The 20854-nt window shown below is 61.0% G+C and carries 21 protein-coding genes; 10 read left to right on the top strand and 11 right to left on the bottom strand.

Features of this window, described 5'->3' with window-relative positions; genetic code table 11:
• On the bottom strand, window positions 1-1350 hold the full coding sequence (locus CUR33_RS07900; protein WP_289239233.1) for a DEAD/DEAH box helicase: 1350 nt from the start codon (window positions 1348-1350) through the stop codon (window positions 1-3).
• A 253-nt stretch (window positions 1351-1603) separates the two neighbouring features.
• Here CUR33_RS07900 and CUR33_RS07895 point away from each other — a divergent pair, with 253 nt between their 5' ends.
• Window positions 1604-2257 (top strand): 7-cyano-7-deazaguanine/7-aminomethyl-7-deazaguanine transporter, encoded by a 654-nt coding sequence (locus CUR33_RS07895; RefSeq protein WP_289239232.1) that lies wholly within the window; start codon window positions 1604-1606, stop codon window positions 2255-2257.
• A 95-nt stretch (window positions 2258-2352) separates the two neighbouring features.
• Complete coding sequence (locus CUR33_RS07890; RefSeq protein WP_289239231.1) at window positions 2353-2907, top strand: dihydrofolate reductase family protein; 555 nt, start codon at window positions 2353-2355, stop codon at window positions 2905-2907.
• Here CUR33_RS07890 and rarD read toward each other — a convergent pair.
• The 3 genes from rarD to CUR33_RS07875 form a co-directional block, all read right to left on the bottom strand.
• Window positions 2902-3798 (bottom strand): EamA family transporter RarD, encoded by an 897-nt coding sequence (gene rarD / locus CUR33_RS07885; protein WP_289239230.1) that lies wholly within the window; start codon window positions 3796-3798, stop codon window positions 2902-2904. The genes CUR33_RS07890 and rarD overlap by 6 nt on opposite strands.
• A 200-nt stretch (window positions 3799-3998) precedes the next feature.
• The gene (locus tag CUR33_RS07880) at window positions 3999-4598 is read right to left on the bottom strand and encodes an FMN-dependent NADH-azoreductase (RefSeq protein WP_289239229.1); all 600 of its coding nucleotides are present in this window, start codon (window positions 4596-4598) and stop codon (window positions 3999-4001) included.
• 142 nt (window positions 4599-4740) lie between these two features.
• Window positions 4741-5055, bottom strand: coding sequence for a 3-phosphoglycerate kinase (locus CUR33_RS07875; protein ID WP_289239228.1), 315 nt, complete (start codon window positions 5053-5055; stop codon window positions 4741-4743).
• Window positions 5056-5132: 77 nt separating this feature from the next.
• Here CUR33_RS07875 and CUR33_RS07870 point away from each other — a divergent pair, with 77 nt between their 5' ends.
• The 4 genes from CUR33_RS07870 (at window position 5133) to CUR33_RS07855 (ending at window position 9410) form a co-directional block, all read left to right on the top strand.
• Window positions 5133-6059 (top strand): LysR family transcriptional regulator, encoded by a 927-nt coding sequence (locus CUR33_RS07870; RefSeq protein WP_090248496.1) that lies wholly within the window; start codon window positions 5133-5135, stop codon window positions 6057-6059.
• A 15-nt stretch (window positions 6060-6074) separates the two neighbouring features.
• Window positions 6075-6887: an alpha/beta fold hydrolase gene (locus CUR33_RS07865; RefSeq protein ID WP_289239227.1), complete on the top strand. Its 813-nt coding sequence runs from the start codon at window positions 6075-6077 to the stop codon at window positions 6885-6887.
• 11 nt (window positions 6888-6898) lie between these two features.
• Window positions 6899-7453: a peptidylprolyl isomerase gene (locus CUR33_RS07860; protein ID WP_160085194.1), complete on the top strand. Its 555-nt coding sequence runs from the start codon at window positions 6899-6901 to the stop codon at window positions 7451-7453.
• A gap of 124 nt (window positions 7454-7577) precedes the next feature.
• Window positions 7578-9410, top strand: a complete 1833-nt coding sequence (locus CUR33_RS07855) for an ABC transporter ATP-binding protein (RefSeq protein WP_289239226.1) — start codon at window positions 7578-7580, stop codon at window positions 9408-9410.
• Window positions 9411-9434: 24 nt separating this feature from the next.
• Here the strand turns inward: CUR33_RS07855 and CUR33_RS07850 are convergent, their stop codons facing one another.
• Both CUR33_RS07850 and CUR33_RS07845 read right to left on the bottom strand, forming a co-directional pair.
• On the bottom strand, window positions 9435-10175 hold the full coding sequence (locus tag CUR33_RS07850; RefSeq protein WP_282875271.1) for an MgtC/SapB family protein: 741 nt from the start codon (window positions 10173-10175) through the stop codon (window positions 9435-9437).
• Between the two features lie 73 nt (window positions 10176-10248).
• Complete coding sequence (locus CUR33_RS07845; RefSeq protein WP_289239225.1) at window positions 10249-11370, bottom strand: GNAT family N-acetyltransferase; 1122 nt, start codon at window positions 11368-11370, stop codon at window positions 10249-10251.
• Window positions 11371-11533: 163 nt separating this feature from the next.
• Here CUR33_RS07845 and CUR33_RS07840 point away from each other — a divergent pair, with 163 nt between their 5' ends.
• The gene (locus CUR33_RS07840; protein ID WP_289239224.1) at window positions 11534-12103 is read left to right on the top strand and encodes a hypothetical protein; all 570 of its coding nucleotides are present in this window, start codon (window positions 11534-11536) and stop codon (window positions 12101-12103) included.
• Between the two features lie 648 nt (window positions 12104-12751).
• Here the strand turns inward: CUR33_RS07840 and CUR33_RS07835 are convergent.
• The 5 genes from CUR33_RS07835 to CUR33_RS07815 all read right to left on the bottom strand — a co-directional run bounded on the left by CUR33_RS07835 (window position 12752) and on the right by CUR33_RS07815 (window position 16836).
• Window positions 12752-14095, bottom strand: coding sequence for an OprO/OprP family phosphate-selective porin (locus CUR33_RS07835; RefSeq protein ID WP_289239223.1), 1344 nt, complete (start codon window positions 14093-14095; stop codon window positions 12752-12754).
• Between the two features lie 226 nt (window positions 14096-14321).
• Complete coding sequence (locus CUR33_RS07830) at window positions 14322-14921, bottom strand: HvfX family Cu-binding RiPP maturation protein (protein ID WP_289239222.1); 600 nt, start codon at window positions 14919-14921, stop codon at window positions 14322-14324.
• Window positions 14922-14963: 42 nt separating this feature from the next.
• Entirely contained in the window at window positions 14964-15674 is a 711-nt protein-coding gene (locus CUR33_RS07825; protein WP_289239221.1) for an HvfC family RiPP maturation protein, read from the bottom strand.
• On the bottom strand, window positions 15671-16513 hold the full coding sequence (locus tag CUR33_RS07820) for an HvfB family MNIO-type RiPP peptide maturase (RefSeq protein WP_289239220.1): 843 nt from the start codon (window positions 16511-16513) through the stop codon (window positions 15671-15673). The genes CUR33_RS07825 and CUR33_RS07820 overlap by 4 nt, the downstream gene beginning before the upstream one ends.
• A 23-nt stretch (window positions 16514-16536) precedes the next feature.
• Complete coding sequence (locus CUR33_RS07815; RefSeq protein WP_108489482.1) at window positions 16537-16836, bottom strand: HvfA family oxazolone/thioamide-modified RiPP metallophore; 300 nt, start codon at window positions 16834-16836, stop codon at window positions 16537-16539.
• Between the two features lie 211 nt (window positions 16837-17047).
• On the opposite strand from CUR33_RS07815, the gene plsB reads away from it, so the two are divergent.
• From plsB to CUR33_RS07800, 3 genes are all read left to right on the top strand, one after another.
• Window positions 17048-19531, top strand: a complete 2484-nt coding sequence (gene plsB, locus CUR33_RS07810; RefSeq protein ID WP_289239219.1) for a glycerol-3-phosphate 1-O-acyltransferase PlsB — start codon at window positions 17048-17050, stop codon at window positions 19529-19531.
• Between the two features lie 20 nt (window positions 19532-19551).
• Window positions 19552-19767, top strand: a complete 216-nt coding sequence (locus tag CUR33_RS07805; protein ID WP_289239218.1) for a hypothetical protein — start codon at window positions 19552-19554, stop codon at window positions 19765-19767.
• 137 nt (window positions 19768-19904) lie between these two features.
• A complete protein-coding gene (locus CUR33_RS07800; RefSeq protein WP_289239217.1) occupies window positions 19905-20582 on the top strand; it encodes a DUF4197 domain-containing protein in 678 nt (225 codons plus the stop codon).
• Window positions 20583-20854: the final 272 nt, after the last annotated feature.

Below are 20854 nucleotides of genomic sequence, written 5' to 3'. Positions count from 1 at the left end.
TTATTCCGCTGCTGGAGTACGGCGCTTCAGCGGTGCCAAGCCGTCCTGGCTGACCAGCACCGGCGCATCGGGTTTCGGCCGGTTGATTGTGTTGCGCTTCGGCGCCTTGGCGGCCGGCTTTTTCGTGGCGAGTTTCTTGCCGGTTTTCGGGTCGATCTTTTTCTTCTTCGGACCAACCGCCTTGCCGGACGCCTTGAGGTTTTTCGGGCCCTGGTAAATGCCCTTGAGGTCCTTGATATTGCGGCGCTCGAAACGCTGCTTGAGGTAGCGCTCGATGCTCGACATCAGCGCCCAGTCGTTGTGGCAGATCAGCGAGATCGCCAGACCTTCGGCGCCAGCGCGGCCGGTACGGCCGATGCGGTGCACGTATTCGTCGCCGGAGCGCGGCATATCGAAGTTGATCACCAGATCCAGGCCGTCAACATCCAGACCACGGGCCGCTACATCGGTGGCCACCAGAATCTTCACCGCGCCCTGCTTGAGGCGGTCGATGGCCAGCTTGCGATCCTTCTGGTCCTTCTCGCCGTGCAACACAAAGGTCTTGAAGTCATGGGCGACCAACTTGCCGTACAGGCGGTCAGCCTGGACGCGGGTATTGGTGAAGATGATCGCCTTGTCGTAGGTCTCGTTTTTCAGCAACCACTCGACCAAGCGCTCTTTGTGATGGTTGTGGTCAGCGGTGATGATCTGCTGACGGGTGCCCTCATTGAGCTGGCTGACGCGGTTGAGCTGCAGGTGCTCAGGCTCTTTCAGCACCTTGCCGACCACTTCGCGCAGGGCGGCGCCGCCACTGGTGGCAGAGAACAGCAGGGTCTGGCGGTCGGCATTGCACAGTTCGCCGAGACGTTGCACGTCTTCAGCAAAGCCCATGTCGAGCATGCGGTCGGCTTCGTCGAGTACCAGCACTTCAACTTCATCGAGCAACAGGTTGCCGGCGTTGGCGTGCTCGATCAGGCGACCCGGTGTACCGATCAGGATGTCGACCTTACGCAGCATGGCGGCCTGCACCTTGAAGTCTTCACCACCGGTGATCAGACCACCCTTGAGGAAGGTGAACTGAGCGAAGCGCTCGACTTCCTTGAGGGTCTGCTGCGCCAGCTCACGGGTCGGCAGCAGGATCATTGCGCGTACGCTCATGCGTGGCTGGGAAGCGCCATCGCCGAGCAGGCGATTGAGCATTGGCAGCACAAAGGCTGCGGTCTTGCCGCTGCCGGTTTGCGCGGTAACCCGCAAGTCTTTTCCTTGCAGCGCCAGCGGAATGGCCGCCAACTGCACCGGGGTGGGCTCGACAAAATTAAGCTCGGCCACGGCTTTGAGCAGGCGTTCATGCAGGGCGAATTGGGAAAACACGGGTATACCTCGACAAAAAATCAGCAATACAGCGGCATAGATTACCGGTTCTGCCGGCTAAAAGCCCGAACGGCCTGGCCAACGGCGTCTGTAGCCTAGTTGTCGGCCCTGCAGCCGCGCGCAGAAACAGCACAGATCGACGCCTCCCGTCAGACCACTACGCATCTACGGCATCGCGCCGGTAGAATGCGCGCCGCCATTCAATTCCGGGTGGCATGGGTTCCCTAACCCCATTCAGCAAAAAGGTTCCGTCATGCTTATTACCGCCCCTCAGCGCCTGCGCAATGCGCTTATTGCACTGGTGCTGTTTCATATCCTGATCATCATCGCCAGCAATTACCTGGTGCAGCTGCCGATCACCCTGTTCGGCTGGCACACCACCTGGGGCGCGTTCAGCTTCCCGTTTATCTTCCTGGCCACTGACCTGACCGTACGCCTACTCGGCAAACAGGCGGCGCGCCGGGTGATTGCCCGGGTGATGCTGCCGGCGCTGCTGATTTCCTACATCGTCTCGGTGCTGTTTCAGGAAGCCAGCTTTCGCGGCTTCGGCGCCTTGCTGGAGTTCAACGAGTTCGTGCTGCGCATTTCCATCGCCAGCTTCCTCGCCTACGTACTGGGACAGTTCCTCGATATTCAGGTATTCGACCGCCTGCGCCAGCTGTCGCTATGGTGGGTAGCGCCGACAGTCTCGACCGTCCTGGGCAACCTGCTGGACACCTATGCGTTCTTCTCGGTGGCATTCTGGAACAGCAGCAACCCGTTTATGGCCGAGCACTGGGTGGAGATCGCCACCGTCGATTACGGGGTCAAACTGGCGGTCAGCCTGCTGCTGTTCGTGCCGCTCTACGGCATGTTGCTCAATGCCATTCTGCGCATGTTGGCTGGGCGTACTCAGACCGCCAGCTAAGCGCGCAAGACCAGCAGGAAACTTTGCTGCGCAATCCGACTCAACCGTTCAACAGCCCTCGCCATGGGCTTGTTCGGTTGCCGGGGGGCATCAGCATGAAACCCACTCTGATCTACTACGTAGCCGCCAGCCTGGACGGCTATATCGCTCGCCCGGATGGCCGGGTCGATTGGCTGGAAAGCATCCAGGCGGCTGGCGACGACCACGGTTATCACGCCTTTTATGACGGCATCGACGCCCTGCTAATGGGCCGCATGACCTTCGACACGCTGATGGACTCCGAGGAGGATTGGCCCTACCTCGGCAAACCCTGCCTGGTACTGACCCGCTATCCGCACGAACAATTACCGGATGGCGTAAGCATGCGCCATTGCACACCGAGCGAAGCCCTGACGACGCTGGCCGAACAAGGCCATCAGCGTATCTGGCTGGTGGGCGGTGGTTCGCTGGCCGGTAACTGTTTTGCTGCCGGCCTGCTCGACGAGCTGGTGGTGAGCCTGGTGCCTTATCTGCTGGGCGCCGGTATCCCGATGTTCTCCAGCGGTCTGGAACGCAGCCTGAGACTGCACGAACAACGCAGTTTCAGCAGCGGCGTGGTGCAACTGCACTATCAGGTGCTGCCGGAAAACCCTGTGGATGTCGTTCTATAAACCTTGCCGCGCCTGCTTGATCAATAGCCGCGCGCTGTCCCAGCCGACCAGCAGTACCGCCAGCCAGATCGGCAGGTAGGTCAACCATTGCGCGCTATTGAACTGCTCACCGAGAAACAGCAGCGCCACCAGAAACAGCAGCACCGGCTCGACATAACTAAGGATACCGAACAGGCCCATCGGCAGCAGACGACTGGCAGCCATCATCGCAGCAAACGCCAGGGAGCTGAGGATTGCCAGCCCCGGCAGCAGCCACCACAGCTGCGGCGCCTGGGCAAACAGCTGCGGCGGGCTCCATTGCAGCACCAGCCAGATCGCCACCGGTGCCATAAACAGCATCTCGAAGGCAAAGCCGGACAAGGCGTCCAGGCGCATCCAGCGGCGCAGCATGAAATACGGCGGATAGCCCAGCACCGTGACCATCACCACCCAGGAGAACGCCTGGGTCAGCCACAGTTCATGGGCCACGCCGAGCAAGGCGCAGAACACCGCCAGACGCTGCAATGGTCGCAGCCGCTCGCCATAAAACACCCGCCCGGCCAGCACCATGGCCAGCGGCAGCAGAAAATAGCCCAGCGACACTTCCAGCATGCGTCCGGCCAGCGGCGCCCAGACAAACAGCGCCCACTGAATCCCCATCAACAACGCGGCCAACGGCAGACTGGCCAGCAGCAACGGCTCGTGCCGCACTCGTTCGCAGGCGGCGAGCAGCACCGGCCATTGCCGCGACAAAGTGATCAGCAGCAGCACCGCCGGTATTGACCACAACACCCGCTGGGCAAACACCTGCAAGCCATCCAGTGGTGCTAACAGCCGCACATAGCCCGGCACCAGAGCAAACAACACCGAGGCAATAATCGACAGCGCTACACCGCGCCCAGACAGCTGCATCACTCCACCCTGCTCAATCAGACCCTGACATCTTGCCTGGCTTGTAATGAAGTCCACAGCCATAAAGCGACACAGCCAGGTACTTAAACAGCCGTACAGTGCAAAAATGCAGGGCATAAAAAAGCCCGCGCTGCATCAGCAGAGCGGGCAGAGACGTCCAGGAGCACCGGACGCCAGGAGATCAAGATGTTGCGGAAAAATCAGATGGCCTGTGCCAGTTGCGCCTTGGCCTGATTCAGGCCCTTTTCCATAAACTCGCTGCCCAGATTGAGGCCTTCGGCATGGATAAAGCTGACATCGTGGATACCGACAAAAGCCAGCGCCTGACGCAGGTAGGGTTCCTGATGGTCCTGAGCGCTGCCGGCGTAGATGCCGCCGCGAGCAGTCAGGACAAAGGCGCGCTTGCCGCTGAGCAGGCCTTGCGGGCCGGTTTCGGTGTACTTGAAGGTCACCCCGGCGCGCAGCACGTGGTCGAGCCAGGCCTTCAGGGTGCTGGGGATGGCGAAGTTGTACATGGGCGCAGCCAGCACCAGCACATCGGCGGCCAGCAGTTCATCGGTCAGCAGGTTGGACAGCGCCAGCGCCGCTTGCTCGGCGTCGCTCTGTTGCTCCGCTGGGGTCATCCAACCGCCTAGTAGGTTGGCATCCAGATGCGGTACCTGATCAACCGCCAGGTCACGCACTTTGATCTGATCCGCCGGATTGGCAGAAGACCAGTTGGCGATAAATTGCGCCGTCAGCTGACGCGAAACCGAACCTTGCTGGCGGGCGCTGCTTTCAATTACCAGGACGTTGGCCATGTTGTGTGCTCCATCGAAGGGGTGTTGAACGTCGATGGACAAAGAGTAGGTGCACTTAATTCGATTAAAAAGCGCAAATAACCGCACAAAACAATCTAATAATTTGATTTATAGCCAGGCCGCGCTTAGTCTCAGGCCAGTATTAAGACAGTTCGCAGGTTAGTTTGACCCGCAGCTTGATAATGCTACGGCTGAACTTCACTGCCAGGTTGTTGCTGTCACCAGCGGGCAGGACGACCTTGCGGGTGCGCGGCGCTTCAGGGCCGTTACGGAAAACCGCCGTGCACTTGGCATCGCTACGGCCATAGTTGTACAGCTGCACAGCACCCATGTTGTGGTCGATTTCCTGAGTGGTGACGGAGACTTCAGCACCATTAAGCTGTTTTTCCACCTCGATCGGGTAGGCCATTACAGTCAGCGGCAAGCAGGCCAGCAACGCACAACAGAGCTTTTTCATCAGGGCAGTCTCCGGTAAAAGACGGCCAGTTTAGGTTGATTGAGTGGGTGTTTGCACCCTCAGTACGGGAATCGAATATGAAAGCCCCCCGCGTAACGCTCGACCAATGGCGCACCCTGCAGGCCGTGGTCGATCACGGCGGTTTTGCCCAGGCCGCCGAGGTGCTGCACCGCTCGCAATCTTCGGTGAGTTATACCGTGGCACGGATGCAGGAGCAGCTGGGCGTACCGCTGCTGCGCATCGACGGACGCAAGGCGGTGTTGACCGAAGCCGGCGACGTGCTGCTGCGCCGCTCGCGGCAACTGGTCAAACAGGCCAGCCAACTGGAAGACCTGGCGCACCATATGGAGCAAGGCTGGGAGGCCGAAGTACGCCTGGTGGTCGATGCCGCCTACCCCAACGCCCGCCTGGTGCGCGCGCTGACCGCCTTTATGCCGCAAAGCCGCGGCTGCCGTGTACGTCTGCGCGAGGAAGTGCTGTCCGGGGTGGAAGAAGTGCTCAAGGACGGCATGGCCGACCTGGCCATCAGCGCGCTGAACATTCCCGGTTTTCTCGGTGCGGAAATGAGTACGGTGGAGTTTGTCGCCGTGGCTCACCCCGATCATGCGCTGCATCGCCTGCAGCGCGTCGTAACCTTCCAGGACTTGGAAACCCAGATGCAGGTGGTGATTCGCGACTCAGGTCGCCAACAACCCAAGGATGTTGGCTGGCTCGGCGCCGAACAGCGCTGGACGGTCGGCAGCCTGGCCACGGCCGCCACGTTTGTCGGCAACGGGCTGGGCTTTGCCTGGTTGCCACGCCATATGATTGAGCGCGAGCTCAAAGACGGCCTGCTCAAACCGCTGCCACTGGACCAGGGTGGCAGCCGCAACCCCTTGTTCTTCCTCTACTCGAACAAGGACAAGCCCCTGGGGCCCGCTACACAGATTCTCGTTGAGCTGATTCAGCGTTTCGATGCTGCGCCGTTAAATGCAGCCTTTGCTGCGCCGCTGCCCTCGGCCTGATAAGGAGTCCCGCAGATGCCCTACTTCAACAACGATGATTGCCAGCTGCACTACGAAGACTACGGCCACGGTGCCCCTGTGCTGCTGGTGCACGGCCTTGGCTCAAGCACCCGCGATTGGGAATACCAGGTGCCCGAGCTGGCCCGTCATTACCGGGTGATCGCCTTGGATGTGCGCGGCCATGGCCGCTCGGACAAACCCCGCGAGCGCTACAGCATTCAGGGTTTTGCCGAGGACGTGGCGGCGCTGATCGAGCACCTGCAACTGCCGCAGGTGCATCTGGTGGGTATTTCCATGGGCGGCATGATCGGTTTCCAGCTGGGCGTGGATCGCCCCGAATTGCTGAAAAGCCTGTGCATCGTCAACAGCGGCCCGGAAGTGAAGGCGAAAAGCCCGCGCGACTATATCGAGATCGCCAAACGCTGGACGCTGTCGCGCCTGCTCAGCCTCGACACCATTGCCAAGGCCCTGGGCAAACTGCTGTTCCCCAAGCCGGAGCAGGAAGAGCTGCGGCAGAAAATCCTGGTGCGCTGGCCACAGAACGACAAGCGTGCTTACCTTGCCAGCCTGGATGCGATTATCGGCTGGGGCGTGCGGGAACGCCTGGCGCGGATAAGCTGTCCGACCCTGGTGGTCACGGCCGACCGCGATTACACCCCGGTGGCGCAGAAGCAGGCCTACGTTGACGAAATGCCCAATGCGCGCCTGCTGGTAATCGAAGATTCACGCCACGCCACACCGCTGGACCAACCCGAACAATTCAACAGCAGCCTGCTGGCCTTCCTTGCCGAAGTCGAACAGGCCGCCCCTACTGCCACGCAACAATAAGGACTACCCGCATGTTCAAGACCCTCACCCTCGCCGCCTGCTCCATCCTGTTTGCCGGCAGCCTGCTGGCCGCCGAAAACCCGAAAGTGCTGCTGACCACCAGCCTCGGTGAAATCGAGATCGAACTGGATGCCGAAAAGGCGCCGATCAGCACCGCCAATTTCCTCGCCTACGTCGACAGCGGCTACTACGCCGGCACTCAGTTCCACCGCGTAATTCCTGGCTTTATGGTGCAAGGCGGCGGTTTCGATGCTGACATGCAGCAGAAAGACACCCAGGCGCCGATCAAGAACGAAGCCGACAACGGCCTGCACAACGTGCGCGGCACCCTGGCCATGGCCCGTACCCAGGTACGCGACTCCGCCACCAGCCAGTTCTTTATCAACCACAAGGACAACGCCTTCCTCGACCACGGCTCGCGTGACTTCGGCTACGCGGTATTCGGCAAGGTGGTGAAAGGCATGGACGTGGTCGACAAGATCGCCCAGGTACCGACCGCCAACCGTGGAGGCCATCAGAACGTCCCGCGTGAGCCGGTGCTGATCACCGAAGCCAAGCGTCTCTGATAACCTCACGCGGGGTGAGCCTGCTCACCCCGCGCGTTTCCCTCCTGCTTTTTCTGCGCAACACCCTCCCCGGCAAACTCGTTAGAATCGGGCGCTATTCCCAGATCTAGGCAGGATGCCTGACATGTTGTTCCGCCGCTTCGAACACCTGATCGACGTTTTCAAAGCCAGCCCGGATGTCGAGCCGCCGGCCGGCATGCTGGCGTTTTACGCCTACTATTTGCGCCAAGTCTGGCCGCTGATGCTCGCCGTGCTGGTGGTCGGCTTCGTCGCCGCCCTGATCGAAGTGGCGCTGTTCAGCTTCCTCGGTCAGCTGATCGACATGACGCAGAACACCCCGAGTGGCGAGTTCTTCGAGCAACACCAGAACACCCTGCTGTGGATGCTGCTGGTGGCGTTGGTCATCCGCCCGCTGGTGTTTGGCCTGCACAATTTGCTGACGCACCAGACCATCAACCCCGGCCTGACCAATCTGATCCGCTGGCAGAACCATCGCTATGTGCTCAAGCAGAGCCTGAGCTTCTTCCAGAACGACTTCGCCGGGCGAATCGCCCAGCGCATCATGCAAACCGGCCCTTCGCTGCGTGATTCAGCCATGCAGGTGGTCGACGCGCTCTGGCATGTGCTGGTGTACGCCGTCAGCGCGCTGTACCTGTTTGCCGCCGCCGACCTGCGCCTGATTGCCCCACTGCTGCTGTGGATCGTCGGTTACTGCGCGGCGCTTTGGTACTTCGTGCCGCGTATCAAGGAACGCTCTGCGGCGGCCTCGGCGGCGCGCTCGAAAGTCATGGGCCGGGTGGTCGACGGCTACAGCAACATCACCACGCTCAAGCTGTTCGCCCATACCCAGGTCGAGGAACACTATGCCCGCGAAGCCATGCAGGAGTTGCTCGGCAAGGTGCGCCTGCAGTCACGCATCATCACCACCCTGGATTTCCTGATCACCTGCCTTAACGGCATGCTGATCGTCGGCACCGGCGCGCTGGCCCTATGGCTATGGGATCAGCAACTGATCAGCACCGGCGCTATCGCCCTGGCACTGGGCCTGGTTATCCGCATCAACGGCATGGCCGAATGGATCATGTGGGTGGTTAACGGTATTTTTGAAAACGTCGGCACCGTGCAGGACGGCATGAAAACCATCGTGCAGCCGCGCCAGGTGCTCGACCAGGCGCAGGCCAAGCCGCTGCACGTCAGCCAGGGCGCCGTGCAGTTCGACAACATCCACTTCCACTACGGCAAACGCAACGGCGTGATCGCCAGCCTGAGCCTGACGGTTGCGCCCGGCGAGAAGATCGGCCTGATCGGCCCGTCCGGCGCCGGCAAATCAACGCTAGCGAACCTGCTGCTGCGCCTCTACGACCTGGAGAGCGGACGCATCCTGATCGACGGCCAGAATATCGCCGAGGTGGCCCAGGAAAGCCTGCGCGCGCAGATCGGCATGGTCACCCAGGACACCTCGCTGCTGCACCGCTCAATCCGCGACAACCTGCTCTACGGCAAACCCGAAGCCAGCGAAGCACAGCTGCTCGATGCCGTGCGCAAGGCCCGCGCCGACAGCTTTATCCCGCTGCTGGACGACGGCATGGGCGGCCATGGTTTCGACGCGCAGATCGGCGAGCGCGGGGTAAAACTTTCCGGTGGCCAGCGCCAACGCATCGCCATCGCCCGCGTGCTGCTCAAGGACGCACCGATTCTGGTGCTGGACGAAGCCACCTCGGCGCTGGATTCTGAAATTGAAGCGGCGATCCAGGAAAGCCTGGATACCCTGATGCAGGGCAAAACAGTGATCGCCATCGCCCACCGCCTGTCGACCATCGCGCGTATGGACCGCCTGGTGGTGATCGATCAGGGGCGTATCGTCGAAACCGGCAGTCACAGTGAGTTGATTGCTCAGGGCGGCCTCTATGCGCGCCTTTGGCAGCATCAGACTGGCGGCTTTGTTGGCGCGGACTGAGGGTGAGCTGACATTTGGCGAAGTTCAGTTGCGCGCATGGGCCATCTGAAACTTCGCCACGCCTTCCAGCTGCGCCAGCTCATCGGCCATGTCGCTGATCCGCGCACTCTTCTGCCCGTCCACCGCCACGGCGACAAAGCGCCACTCCAGCTGGCCCTGATCAAAGCTCACGGTGAACGAGCCGCCGGCAATCACATAGCCACGCTCGCGGGCAATCTCACGTAAACGCGCCTCATGCGGGCGGACAAAACCCGGAGCGAAGCGCAGCACAATGGCCAGCGCCGGGCGCGACGGCAGCCGCGCCTCCAGCTTGGCGCCCCACATCATCAACCCGGCAGAAATCAGGCTAAGCAGCACCGCCGCGCCATAAAAGCCAACGCCCACCAGCACGCCAATCGCCGAAGACGCCCAGATCGACGCTGCGGTGGTCAGGCCGCTGATACTCATGCCGTCCTTCATGATCAGCCCCGCGCCGAGAAAACCGATGCCGGTGACCACGCCCTGAATCACCCGCGTCGGGTCGACGCTGGAGAGTGAGTGATCGCCCAGCCAGTGCTGCGGGTATACGCAGAGCACCGTCAGCGCACAGGAGGCCATGCAGACCATGCCATAGGTGCGCATACCCGCCGCGCGGCCATGGTAGGAGCGCTCGTAACCGACCAGCAGGCCGAGCAACAGTGCGCCGAGCATATTTAAAAACAGCGTCAGATTGACCGCCACGCCCGGCAGCAGCCAGAACTCATCGACCAGGGCAAATGCACTCACAACACACCTCGCACAGCTGCGGACATGCTCTGAGCGTAGTTGCCGGCCCGCTAAGCTGCGCGAGCCGGCGGTGCTATTGGCGGTAGGGCAGCAGCTCGCGAGCCTGTTCGGCGTAGCCGCGCACGCCGTGCTGTTCTTCGGCGAGAAAGTTCGCCACGGCATTGCGCAAGCCGGGGTGGCAGAGGTAGTGCCAGGAGTGGGTGATGACCGGCTCAAAACCGCGAATCAGCTTGTGCTCGCCCTGGGCACCGGCGTCGAAGCGTTGCAGGCCAGCGGCGATGGCAAAGTCCATACCCTGATAAAAACAAGTTTCGAAATGCAGCCGGTCAAACTCCGCCAGACATCCCCAGTAACGTCCGTACAGGCTGTCGCCGCCGACCAGGCTAAAGGCCATGGCCACTGGTCTACCGGCCTGATGGGCGAGCACCACACGGATCATCGCCGGTATGCGCTCGGCCAGCAGGCTGAAGAAGGCGCGCGTCAGGTAGGGTGATTGGCCGCGCACGCGGTAGGTGTTGGCGTAACACAGGTAGACGAAATCCCACTCCAGCTCGCTGAGCTGATGGCCCTCGCGCCAGTCAAATTCGATGCCCTGCCCCGCCACTTGCTCGCGCTCTTTGCGCATCTGCTTGCGCTTACGCGAACTGAGCGCATCGAGAAAGTCCTGAAAATCCCGGTAGCCGCGGTTGCGCCAATGAAACTGACAACCCAGACGCTGCAACCACCCATCACGACCCTGCAGCAGGGCATTTTCGGCCTCGGTGGTGAAGTTGATATGCAGGCTCGACAGGCCCTGTTGCTCCAGGCCAGCGCTTAGCTCATCGAGCAATTGCCCGGCCGCCTGTGGCTCGCCCAGCACGCGCTGGCCCGTCACAGGCGAAAAAGGAATCGCACCGAGCAGTTTGGGGTAATAGTCGATGCCCGCACGGTGGCAGGCATCCGCCCAGCCATGATCGAACACGTACTCGCCATAGGAATGACTTTTCACATAGCCCGGCATGGCGGCCAGCAGTTGGCTTTGTTCGCCGAGTAGAACTGCATGAGCCGGCTGCCAGCCAGTGCGTCCACCAACGCTGCCGCTATCTTCCAGCGCCGAGAGAAAGGCGTGGCGCAAAAAGGGCTGCGCATCAGTCAGCAGAGCATCCCACTGACTGGCGGCAATTTCATGAATGGACTTCAGGCAGGTAGGCAACATCGGCAACTCGGTGATTCGGGCTTGGCCCCACTATAGCTGTATGGCTATAGCCCAGACAGTTTTAGCCACCTTGAGCGACAAGGGTCAATAGACACTCAATCGTCATCAGGCTGTCACCAAGCACGGCGAAACTCTCTTGCCAACTTCCTAGGGAGGGAATTCGATGTCCGTCAAAACCACCATCAAACCGTTATCCATTGCCTTGTTGGCTGCTTGCATCAGCGCATGCAGCAGCTATCAGGCAGCACCTGTCGCCAAGGCCGAAGCCAGCCTGAACAACGAAGACTGGTATCTGGTGCGTACCGAAGAAAAACTGTTCCTGTTCGACGACTACAAGGTCTATCGCGACTTCCTGGTCAGCGGTAATGCACCCGTTATCAAAGACCTCGGCGAAAAAGACAAGCACGGCCAGAGCATCGTACTGGGGCTGCGCGCTGAAGACTCCAGCAAAAAGCTGGAAGACATCTCCGCTTACCGCTTTCTCCGCCAGAACATGCCGCCAGCCGGTAAGTTCTACGGCGAAATCCGCCAGGAAGGCGTGATTTTCGTGGGTCAGCGCTATGGTGACATGGTCGACCTGAACAACATCGGCGAGCCTATCTTTCGCCACACGGAAATCGCCAGCGGCCCTAACGGTGAGCGGGTGATCTACCTGATGCAAAAAGAAGAAAAGAAACCAGACGCACTGATCAAGCAGTTCCAGCAGAACTACGGTATCGCCCCAGCCAGCTAAGTTGGCAAACTTGGCAGCGGGCAATCCGCTGCCAGGCCTTCACGGCCATCCCCCTGCAGCAAAATCCCCCACCTGACTCCCCGCCAATACGCCTAGTTATGCATGCCAACGGCTGCGCGATTGCCGCAGGCGCATGGCAGCCTGCATATATAACTTCCCCCCTGTTATGGCTTGCTCTTGGCATCCCGGCAGATGCTCGCCTGATCTGCGCACAGTCGTGATGCGACGCTTTTATGGCTCGATGCCTGGGCTCTGTCTTAGCGATTTACGCCTTGCCTTATTCAGCCCACCCCGGCGCAACACTGCATGTCAGGATCTGAGCCCATCACCCCGTAGGAACGGCCCTGGCCGCGAAGATTCTGGGGCGCTCGGCACGATTCGCGGGCAAGCCCGCTCCTACAAGCGCGGATACCTATCGCAACAAGCTATTGCCCAACAACCGATGACAGGACTCGCTGGACGCGTCACGCCGACCCTTCTCCCAACCGATGCAGGCCTCCCAGCCAGATCCGCGCCTACAGCCAAACTCACCCAGGCTCCTCCGCAAGCTGATCAATGGTCCGGTGCACACGGCTAAATCCGAGCCATAAAAAAGCCCCGCACAAGGCGGGGCTATCAAGGGAGCAGTTAAAGCAAAGCTACAGCTTATTAGAAAACGTACTGGGCACGCATGAGGATGGCCTGGCCATCGTCATCATCGTTACCGGCAGCGAAGCGACCCGGCTGCAGGCGCACAGTGTCGTCTTCGGTCTGGCTCATCAGGTAGCTCAGCGACACCTTGACGGCTTCGTTGGCGTACCAGTTCACACCCAGGGTGTGCACTTGGGCTTCGCTTTCGTCGATAGCCAGGCCACCCACGGTTTGCATGGTGTCGTCGTCTTCCACGCTCAGGTTGTCGTAGCGGTAGAACAGTTCCCAGGCGCCGTACTGCTTGTTCGCCGGCTTGATGGCGTCGAACTTGGCACCGTCCAGTTTGTAGATGCGCGACTCACCGGTGAGGGTGTAGGCCAACAGCGCGTTATAGCCAGTGGCTTCACGGTCGCCGTTTTCATCGCTGCCGCTCAGGTCACGCTTGAGGTATTCGCTCTGCACGGAGAACGGACCGTGCATGTAGGCGAATTCCAGGCCGACAACGCTGTCGTCATCGAAACCACCAGCGCCACCGGCATCGTTCGGCGCCAGGGTCATGGCGGCTGTGTTGAGACCGTTGTTCTCGTTAATGCCGCGCACGCCCAGGTTGGAGGTGATGGCGCCGCCGAACTTGGTGCCGTCAGTTTCGTTGCCGTAGCTACGGGTGGCGTAGTCCAGACCGAAGTGCAGAACCTGGGTTTCGCTGACGATCGGGGCGAACACGCCACGCATAAAGTAGCTGTTGACGTCCTTGCCGTCTTCATCTTCCAGGCTGGCGCTGGAGTCCTGCTGCTGGATGCTGGCGGAGCCGTAGAACATGCCGGCGGTGGTGCCGTTGACCTGGATACCCATGCCGTTTTCATGGAGGGTGGTCCAGGACGCCAGGTCGAGGATTGCCGAACGCTCTTTGGTGGTTACCCACTTGGAGCTGGTGGCTTTTTCCAGGCTGTAGTCGGGGTCAAAACGACCCACCTTGATGTTGATCGGGCTGAAGCCGGTGTAAGTGATAGTGGCTTCGGAGAACCTGTTTTCGTTGCTGCGGTTGTCGCCGAATTCGACGTTCATCTGGTAACGCCAGTCTTTGTAGTTGCCACCGAACTCCAGCCGAGCGCGGCGGAAGTAGGCTTCGTTGGCTCGTTCGTTGTTGCTGGTGTAGAAGCCGTCGAACGAGTCGAAGTCAGCCTGGATACGACCGCCCAGCTTGAAGCTGTATTGCTTGTCGGTGGTGGCGACTTCCAGACCGCCCTTGGTCTTGATAACGATGTCGGTGCCGTCAGTGGTCACGGTACCTGCGAAAGCCTGGGCGGAAACGGCCAGAGCCAGGGCGCTGGCTGCGAAACCGGCGAAGTGCTTACGGATCATCAAAGATTCCCCTATTGGTCTTTAGTGTTGAAAACACCCGAGCGTCTGGGCTCGTTCGTGCTGGAGGGAATCTTGGCGGCGGGATATTTCAGCTCGGTTGCTGATATATAAATATTTGATTACAGCGGAACTTTTTACTTCTTCCGTCTATAAGCAGCTGAGAACTGCTCTAGACCAGCGCTTAGCCAACAGCGCGCCACCCTTGCAGTGGCGCACTGTATTCGGCTCAAGGCTGCTTGCGCAGGGCCTTGGCCAACCAATAGTCGAGGCTCAACCAACGCCCGGCACCACTGAAAAACAGCGCCACCAGCATCACCAGGTAGGTGGCGGCAAACTCGATACCGTTGTTCAGCACCACCAGCTTGCCGCTGCTGGTCAGCCAGTCGTAATTGCCGTGCTCTTTGAGCAGCTCGCGGGCACGTTCGAGCTTGCCCACCGAGTCCATGACCCGCTCATTGGCGAACGGTGCGCTTGCATCGGCAATCGCCTGCCAACCGAAGGGCAGGTGCACGGCAAAGATCGCCACCAGCATGGTGACGATCAACGGGATACTCACCCAGCGCACCGCCAGGCCAAACAACAGAAGCAGCGCCCCGCCCGCCTCGGTGAGCGCCGCTGCCCAGGCCAGCAGCTCGGGAAATGGCAGGCCCAGGCCCCAATCCGGATTGCCGAACCAGGCGGCGGTGGCGTCGATGTCCGCCAGTTTGTGCATGCCGGCCATCCAGAACACCGGCACCAGGTACAGGCGCAGCAATAACGGACCGATAAAATCCAGACGACGGGTAGCGTCCAGGGCATCCTGGAGACGATTGAAAAAGCTCAGCATGGGACATCTCCGCAGGTCGACACCGAGGGTGCCGGGGTCAAGTTATTGGGTAACGGGGGAATACCAGATTTCCTGGCGGCACCACTCCGCCAGTAGGTTGTGAGCGTTGCTGAAATACTGCGTGTCGGCGCTCAGACCATGCTGCTGGGCCAATGCCAGCAATGCGGCATCAGCGCCTTCACCAGCCTGCAAGCGTGTCGCCAGCTGATAGGCAAAGGGGCTGATTTGCATAAAGCGCACCTTGTCCAGCCCATCGCGCCAGACCAGCAGACAGGTCGGCTCGTCCGGCGGCATTGTCGGCTGGAAGTCGCCACCAATACGCTGCACCGGCCACTGATAGGCCAGCGGCCAGGCCAGTGGCGACCAGCCCTGCGCAGGCAGCTCGGCCTCGCTGACATCCAGCGCCAGTTCGACCCACTCGTAATGCGCCAATTCGAGGATAAATGGCGGATCGCCCACCTCGGCGACATAGCCCTGCTGCAACCAGGCGAGAAACTCCTGGCTGATCTGCAAGAAAAAAGGCGTGCGCGCCTGATGCTCGGCAATAAAACTGCGTACCAGGCGCTGCCAGCGATCAGCCTTGATCAACCGGTGCAGCACCGGGAAGGCGCCGCTGATAAAGCCTTCGATATTGTTGAAGAACAACGCTTCATACACCGCCATCCGCTCAGCCGTAACACCCTCAAGCAGCGGCTGCTCTGCCGGTTGGCGAATCCGCGCGGCAAATGCGCGTTGTGCGTCAACGCTGCTCATGTGCCGTAACTCCGTATGGGTGTCGCAGCCGCTTGCAGCTGCCGAATCTGCGCCACCTCGGCATACAACTCGCCAATCGGTGGGAAGTTGAAATCCCGCTCCAGCAAGGTCGGGCGCACACCATGCGCGACATACGCCTGCTCAAGCAGCGCCCACACAGGGTCGATCACCGGCGCGCCGTGGGTGTCGATCTTCAAATCACTGGCCTGGTCGTAATGCCCGGCCACATGCAGATAGGCGATGCGCGCACTGGGCAGACTGGCGATATAGCCCGACGCATCAAAGTTGAAATTGATGCTGTTGACGAAGACGTTATTCACGTCGAGCAACAGCTGACAGTCGGCCTGCTCCAGCACCGCGCTGACAAACGCCGCTTCATCCAGCTCGCCCGGCAACTGCGCATAGGCCGAGACGTTCTCGATGATCAGCGGCCGCTCCAGCACGTCCTGCACGATGCGCACGCGCTCGGCGATACGCAGCACCGACTCCTCGGAAAACGGCAGCGGCATCAGGTCATACAGCTGGCCATGATCGGCGCAAGCCGACAGGTGCTCGCTGTAACCGCGCACGCCATGCAGGTCGAGAAAGCCCTTGATGGCGTTGAGCAACTCGATATCCAACGGCGCAAAGCCACCGAGGTTAAGGGACAGACCATGGCAGAGCAGCGGCAGGCGCTCGCTCAGGGCACGCAGCTGCTTGCCCAGGCGCCCACCGACACCGATCCAGTTCTCCGGTGCCAGTTCGAGGAAATCCACCTCGTCTGTGCTGCAGTCCTGCAGCGCGCCCAGCAGGCCGCGACGCAGGCCCAGCCCGGCACCGTTAACGAAATCCATCTGCATGTTCTGCCCCTGCACTCAGTCCGTTACTCGGTTTTCTGCTCGCCGCCGCACTTGCCTTCACCGCACTTGCCTTCGCCTTCGGCCTTGGCTTCGCCACCGCATTTACCCTCGCCACACTTGCCTTCGCCTTCGGCTTTCTTCATTTCGCCGCCGCATTTGCCTTCGCCGCAGCTGCCTTCAGCGGATTTTTCGCCAGCAGCCAGGCTGTAGCCGCTGCTCAGTTCCTGTGCGGCAAACGGGTTGCTCGCGGCCTGCACGCTCAATGCAGCGCTGCTCAGCAGTACCGCGCCCAGGGATGCAACAACAGTGTTCAGATGGTTCATGGCAACGCTCCAATGGTGGTTTACAGTGGCGGCCGATTGGCTGCCTCGGCCCAATAGACGAGGCCGACCGGCGGCTGTTACAGCTGCGCTGAAAAAATTTCGCAACCCAGCTGACGACTGCTAAACCCTAGAAGATTTTTGCCGCCAGCCAAGCGATCCGGCACACTACGCCCCCCGAGCAAATGCTCGTTTTCAAGCCTGCAGACTCCGTATGACCCGATCTCCGCTCCGCCGTCTCGTTTTTGGCACCTTGCGCCGCGTGCTGTACCTCTGGGTGCGCTCGGAAACCATCAACCAGTCCGCCTTCACCCTCAAGCTCGACCGCAGCAAGCCGGTGTTCTACGTGCTGCAACAGCCGTCGCTGAGTGACCTGGCGGTGGTCGATACGGAATGCCGCAAGGCCGGCCTGCCGCGCCCGGTGCTGCCGGTGGCCGTGGGTGAATTGCTGGAGCCTGCCGCCTTCTTCTACCTGACCCCAGAGCCCGACTGGCTCGGCCGGCAGGACAAACGCGGCATCTCGCCCACCCTGCAACGCCTGGTCAGCGCACTCAGCCAGCATGCGGTGGACGATGCGCAGATCATTCCGGTCAGCGTGTTCTGGGGCCAATCGCCAGACCGCGAAACCAGCCCGTGGAAGCTGCTGTTCGCCGACAGCTGGGCGGTCACCGGGCGTCTGCGCCGGCTGGTGAGCATCCTGATTCTCGGCCGTAAAACCCGCGTGCAGTTCTCCACACCGATTCATCTGCGCGAGCTGGTCGAGCAAGACAAAGGCCACGAGCGCACCCTGCGCATGGTCCAGCGCATCCTGCGTGTGCACTTCCGCAACCAGAAAGCCGCCGTGATCGGCCCGGACGTGTCGCACCGACGCAACCTGGTCAAAGGCCTGGTGCATGGCCCGCAGGTGCGCCAGGCGATCATCGAAGAAGCCGAACGCGAGAACATCAGCCTGGAGAAGGCCGAAAGCCAGGCCCTGCGCTATGGCAACGAAATCGCCTCGGACTACACCTACACCGCCATTCGCTTCCTCGAACTGGTGCTGAGCTGGTTCTGGAACAAGATCTACGACGGCATCAAGGTCAACCATATCGAGGGCGTGCAGGAAGTCGCCCAGGGCCACGAGGTGATCTATGTGCCCTGCCACCGCAGCCATATCGACTACCTGCTGCTGTCCTACCTGCTGTTCCGCAACGGCCTGACGCCGCCGCATATCGCTGCCGGCATCAACCTGAATATGCCGGTGATCGGCGGGCTGCTGCGGCGTGGCGGGGCATTCTTTATGCGCCGCACCTTCAAGGGCAACCCGCTCTATACCGCGGTGTTCAACGAATACCTGCACACCCTGTTCAGCAAAGGCTTCCCGGTCGAGTACTTCGTCGAAGGCGGCCGTTCGCGCACCGGGCGCATGCTGCAACCGAAAACCGGCATGCTGGCCATCACCATGCGCAGCTTCCTGCGCAGCAACCGCCTGCCAGTGGTGTTCGTGCCGGTGTATATCGGCTACGAACGCGTGCTGGAAGGCCGCACCTACCTGGGTGAGCTGCGCGGCGCGAGCAAGAAGAAAGAGTCGATCTTCGACATCTTCAAGGTCATCGGCGCGCTCAAGCAGCGTTTCGGCCATGTCTGGGTCAATTTCGGCGAGCCAATCAAACTGGCGGAATTCCTCGACAGCGAGCAACCGGACTGGCGCGAGCAGGATTACGGCACGCAGTACCGCCCGGCCTGGCTCAATGAAGCCACCAACAACCTCGGCGAGCGCGTGGCCCAGCACCTTAACGAGGCGGCGGCGATCAACCCGGTCAACCTGGTGGCTCTGGCGCTACTTTCCACCAGCAAACTGGCCCTGGACGAACGCGCCCTGTCGCGGGTGCTCGACCTCTATCTAGCCCTGCTGCGCAGCGTGCCCTACTCGCCGCACACCACGCTGCCGGACGGCAACGGCCAGGCGCTGATCGAATACGTACAGAAGATGGACCTGCTCGCCGAACAGAAGGATGCCCTCGGCAAGATTCTCTATCTGGACGAGCAAAACGCCGTTCTGATGACCTACTACCGCAACAACGTGCTGCACATCTTCGCCCTGCCAGCGCTGCTGGCGAGCTTCTTCCAGAGCAGTTCACGGATGAGCCGCGAGCAAATCCTGCGCTACACCCGCGCGCTCTACCCCTACCTGCAAGCCGAACTGTTTATCCGCTGGAACCTGGATGAGCTGGACGGTGTGGTCGATCAATGGCTGACCGCCTTCGTTGAACAGGGCCTGCTCAAGCTCGACGGCGATATGTATGTACGCCCGGCGCCCAGCTCGCGCGAGTTCGTCCTGCTCACCCTGCTGGCCCGCGCCATCGTGCAGACCCTGCAGCGCTTCTATATGGCCACCGCCCTGCTGCTGAATGCCGGCCAGAACGCCATCAGCGCCGAAGAGCTGGAAGACCTCTGCACCGTGATGGCCCAGCGCCTGTCGATCCTGCATGGCCTCAACGCCCCGGAGTTCTTCGACAAGAGCCTGTTCCGTCACTTTATCCAGAGCCTGCTCGACCAGGGCGTGCTGCGTCAGGATGAAGCCGGCAAGCTCAGCCACCACCCGTTGCTCAGCGAACTGGCCGAAGGCGCCGCCAAGCGCGTGCTGCCGGCAGAGCTGCGCCTGTCGATTCGCCAGGTGACCATGGATCGCAACGAGGATGTCGCCGAGCCGGTGTAAACCGGCCTGGCCGCAGCGTTATGAGCGAAACCAACGACCAACCCGCACGGCCCTCCCGTGCGGAGTTTCACCAAGCCAACCAGGCTCGCGCCGAAGCCGAAGCCCAGCGCCTGCTGGCCGCCAAGGCCGAGTTGGGTGGCCGTTGGCTCAGCTGGGTCGCGGCCGAGCTGTATGCCCTTAAGCCCGCCGCCTACTCACAAATGGTGCGTCGCGAGCTGCAGCGCTTAACCAACTAGCTTCGCCCCTTCTCCCTCTCCAGCGAACTTCTGGCGCGACGCCCTGCCAGAGCGGCGACGCAACTGCAGATTTGCCTGCGCGCGCCACTCCGTTAAGCTCCAGTCACTACCTTACCAACCGCACAAGGATGCCCATCATGCTTCGTCTTATCTCCCTGGCCGCCGGCCTCGCCCTCTCCAGCAGCGCCTTCGCCCTGTCGCTGGCCGATCTTTCGCAAAGCGACGCCAGCGGCGGCCTCAAGGATGCCCTCACCCAAGGCGCCAAAGTAGCCGTGCAGCAGCTGGGCAAACCCGGCGGTTTCAGCAACAACCCGGACGTACGCATCGAACTGCCGGGCAACCTCGGCAAAGCCGCGAAAACCATGAAGATGATGGGTATGGGCGCGCAGGTTGATCAGCTCGAAGCGAGCATGAACAAAGCCGCCGAAGCCGCCGTGCCGCAGGCACAAGCCCTGCTGCTCGACTCCGTGAAGAAAATGACCGTGCAGGACGCCAAAAGCATCCTCAGCGGCCCGCAGGACTCCGCCACCCAATACCTGAACAAAACCAGCCGCGAGCAGATCCGCGCCAAATTCCTGCCCATCGTCAAACAAGCCACCGACCAGGTCGGCCTGGCCAAGCAATACAACAGCTTCGCCGGCCAAGCCGCGAGCTTCGGCGTGATCGACGCGAAAAGCGCGAATATTGAGAACTATGTAACCGAGCAGGCACTGGACGGTCTATTCGCGATGATCGCCGAGCAGGAAGCCAGCATCCGTGAGAACCCGGCTGGAGCGGCGACTAGTTTGGCGAAGAAGGTGTTTGGGGCGTTGTAAGAGAGCTGGATGGATATGAAAAGCCAGACCATGAGGTCTGGCTTTTTTAGCACTGCGGAAACACGCAGGAGCGAGTAGCCATTTAAAAGCCGCAACGGCGGATGAAAAAAGCGTCATCCACCGTACTCCGGGATCACCGATGTAAGGTCGCGTGGGACAACGCGAGGTTTTTCCGCGGCACGTTCACCTGCCTCCGCTACCAACCATCATCGTCGCGAACTCTGCTTTTCAGTCCTCAATTTCACAAACGACGAGAAACGCCCCGTCAGGGA

Source organism: Pseudomonas sp. FEMGT703P (assembly GCF_002786345.1).
Taxonomy (GTDB): Bacteria; Pseudomonadota; Gammaproteobacteria; order Pseudomonadales; family Pseudomonadaceae; genus Aquipseudomonas; species Aquipseudomonas peli.
This window is presented reverse-complemented; position numbering and strand designations above follow the sequence as displayed.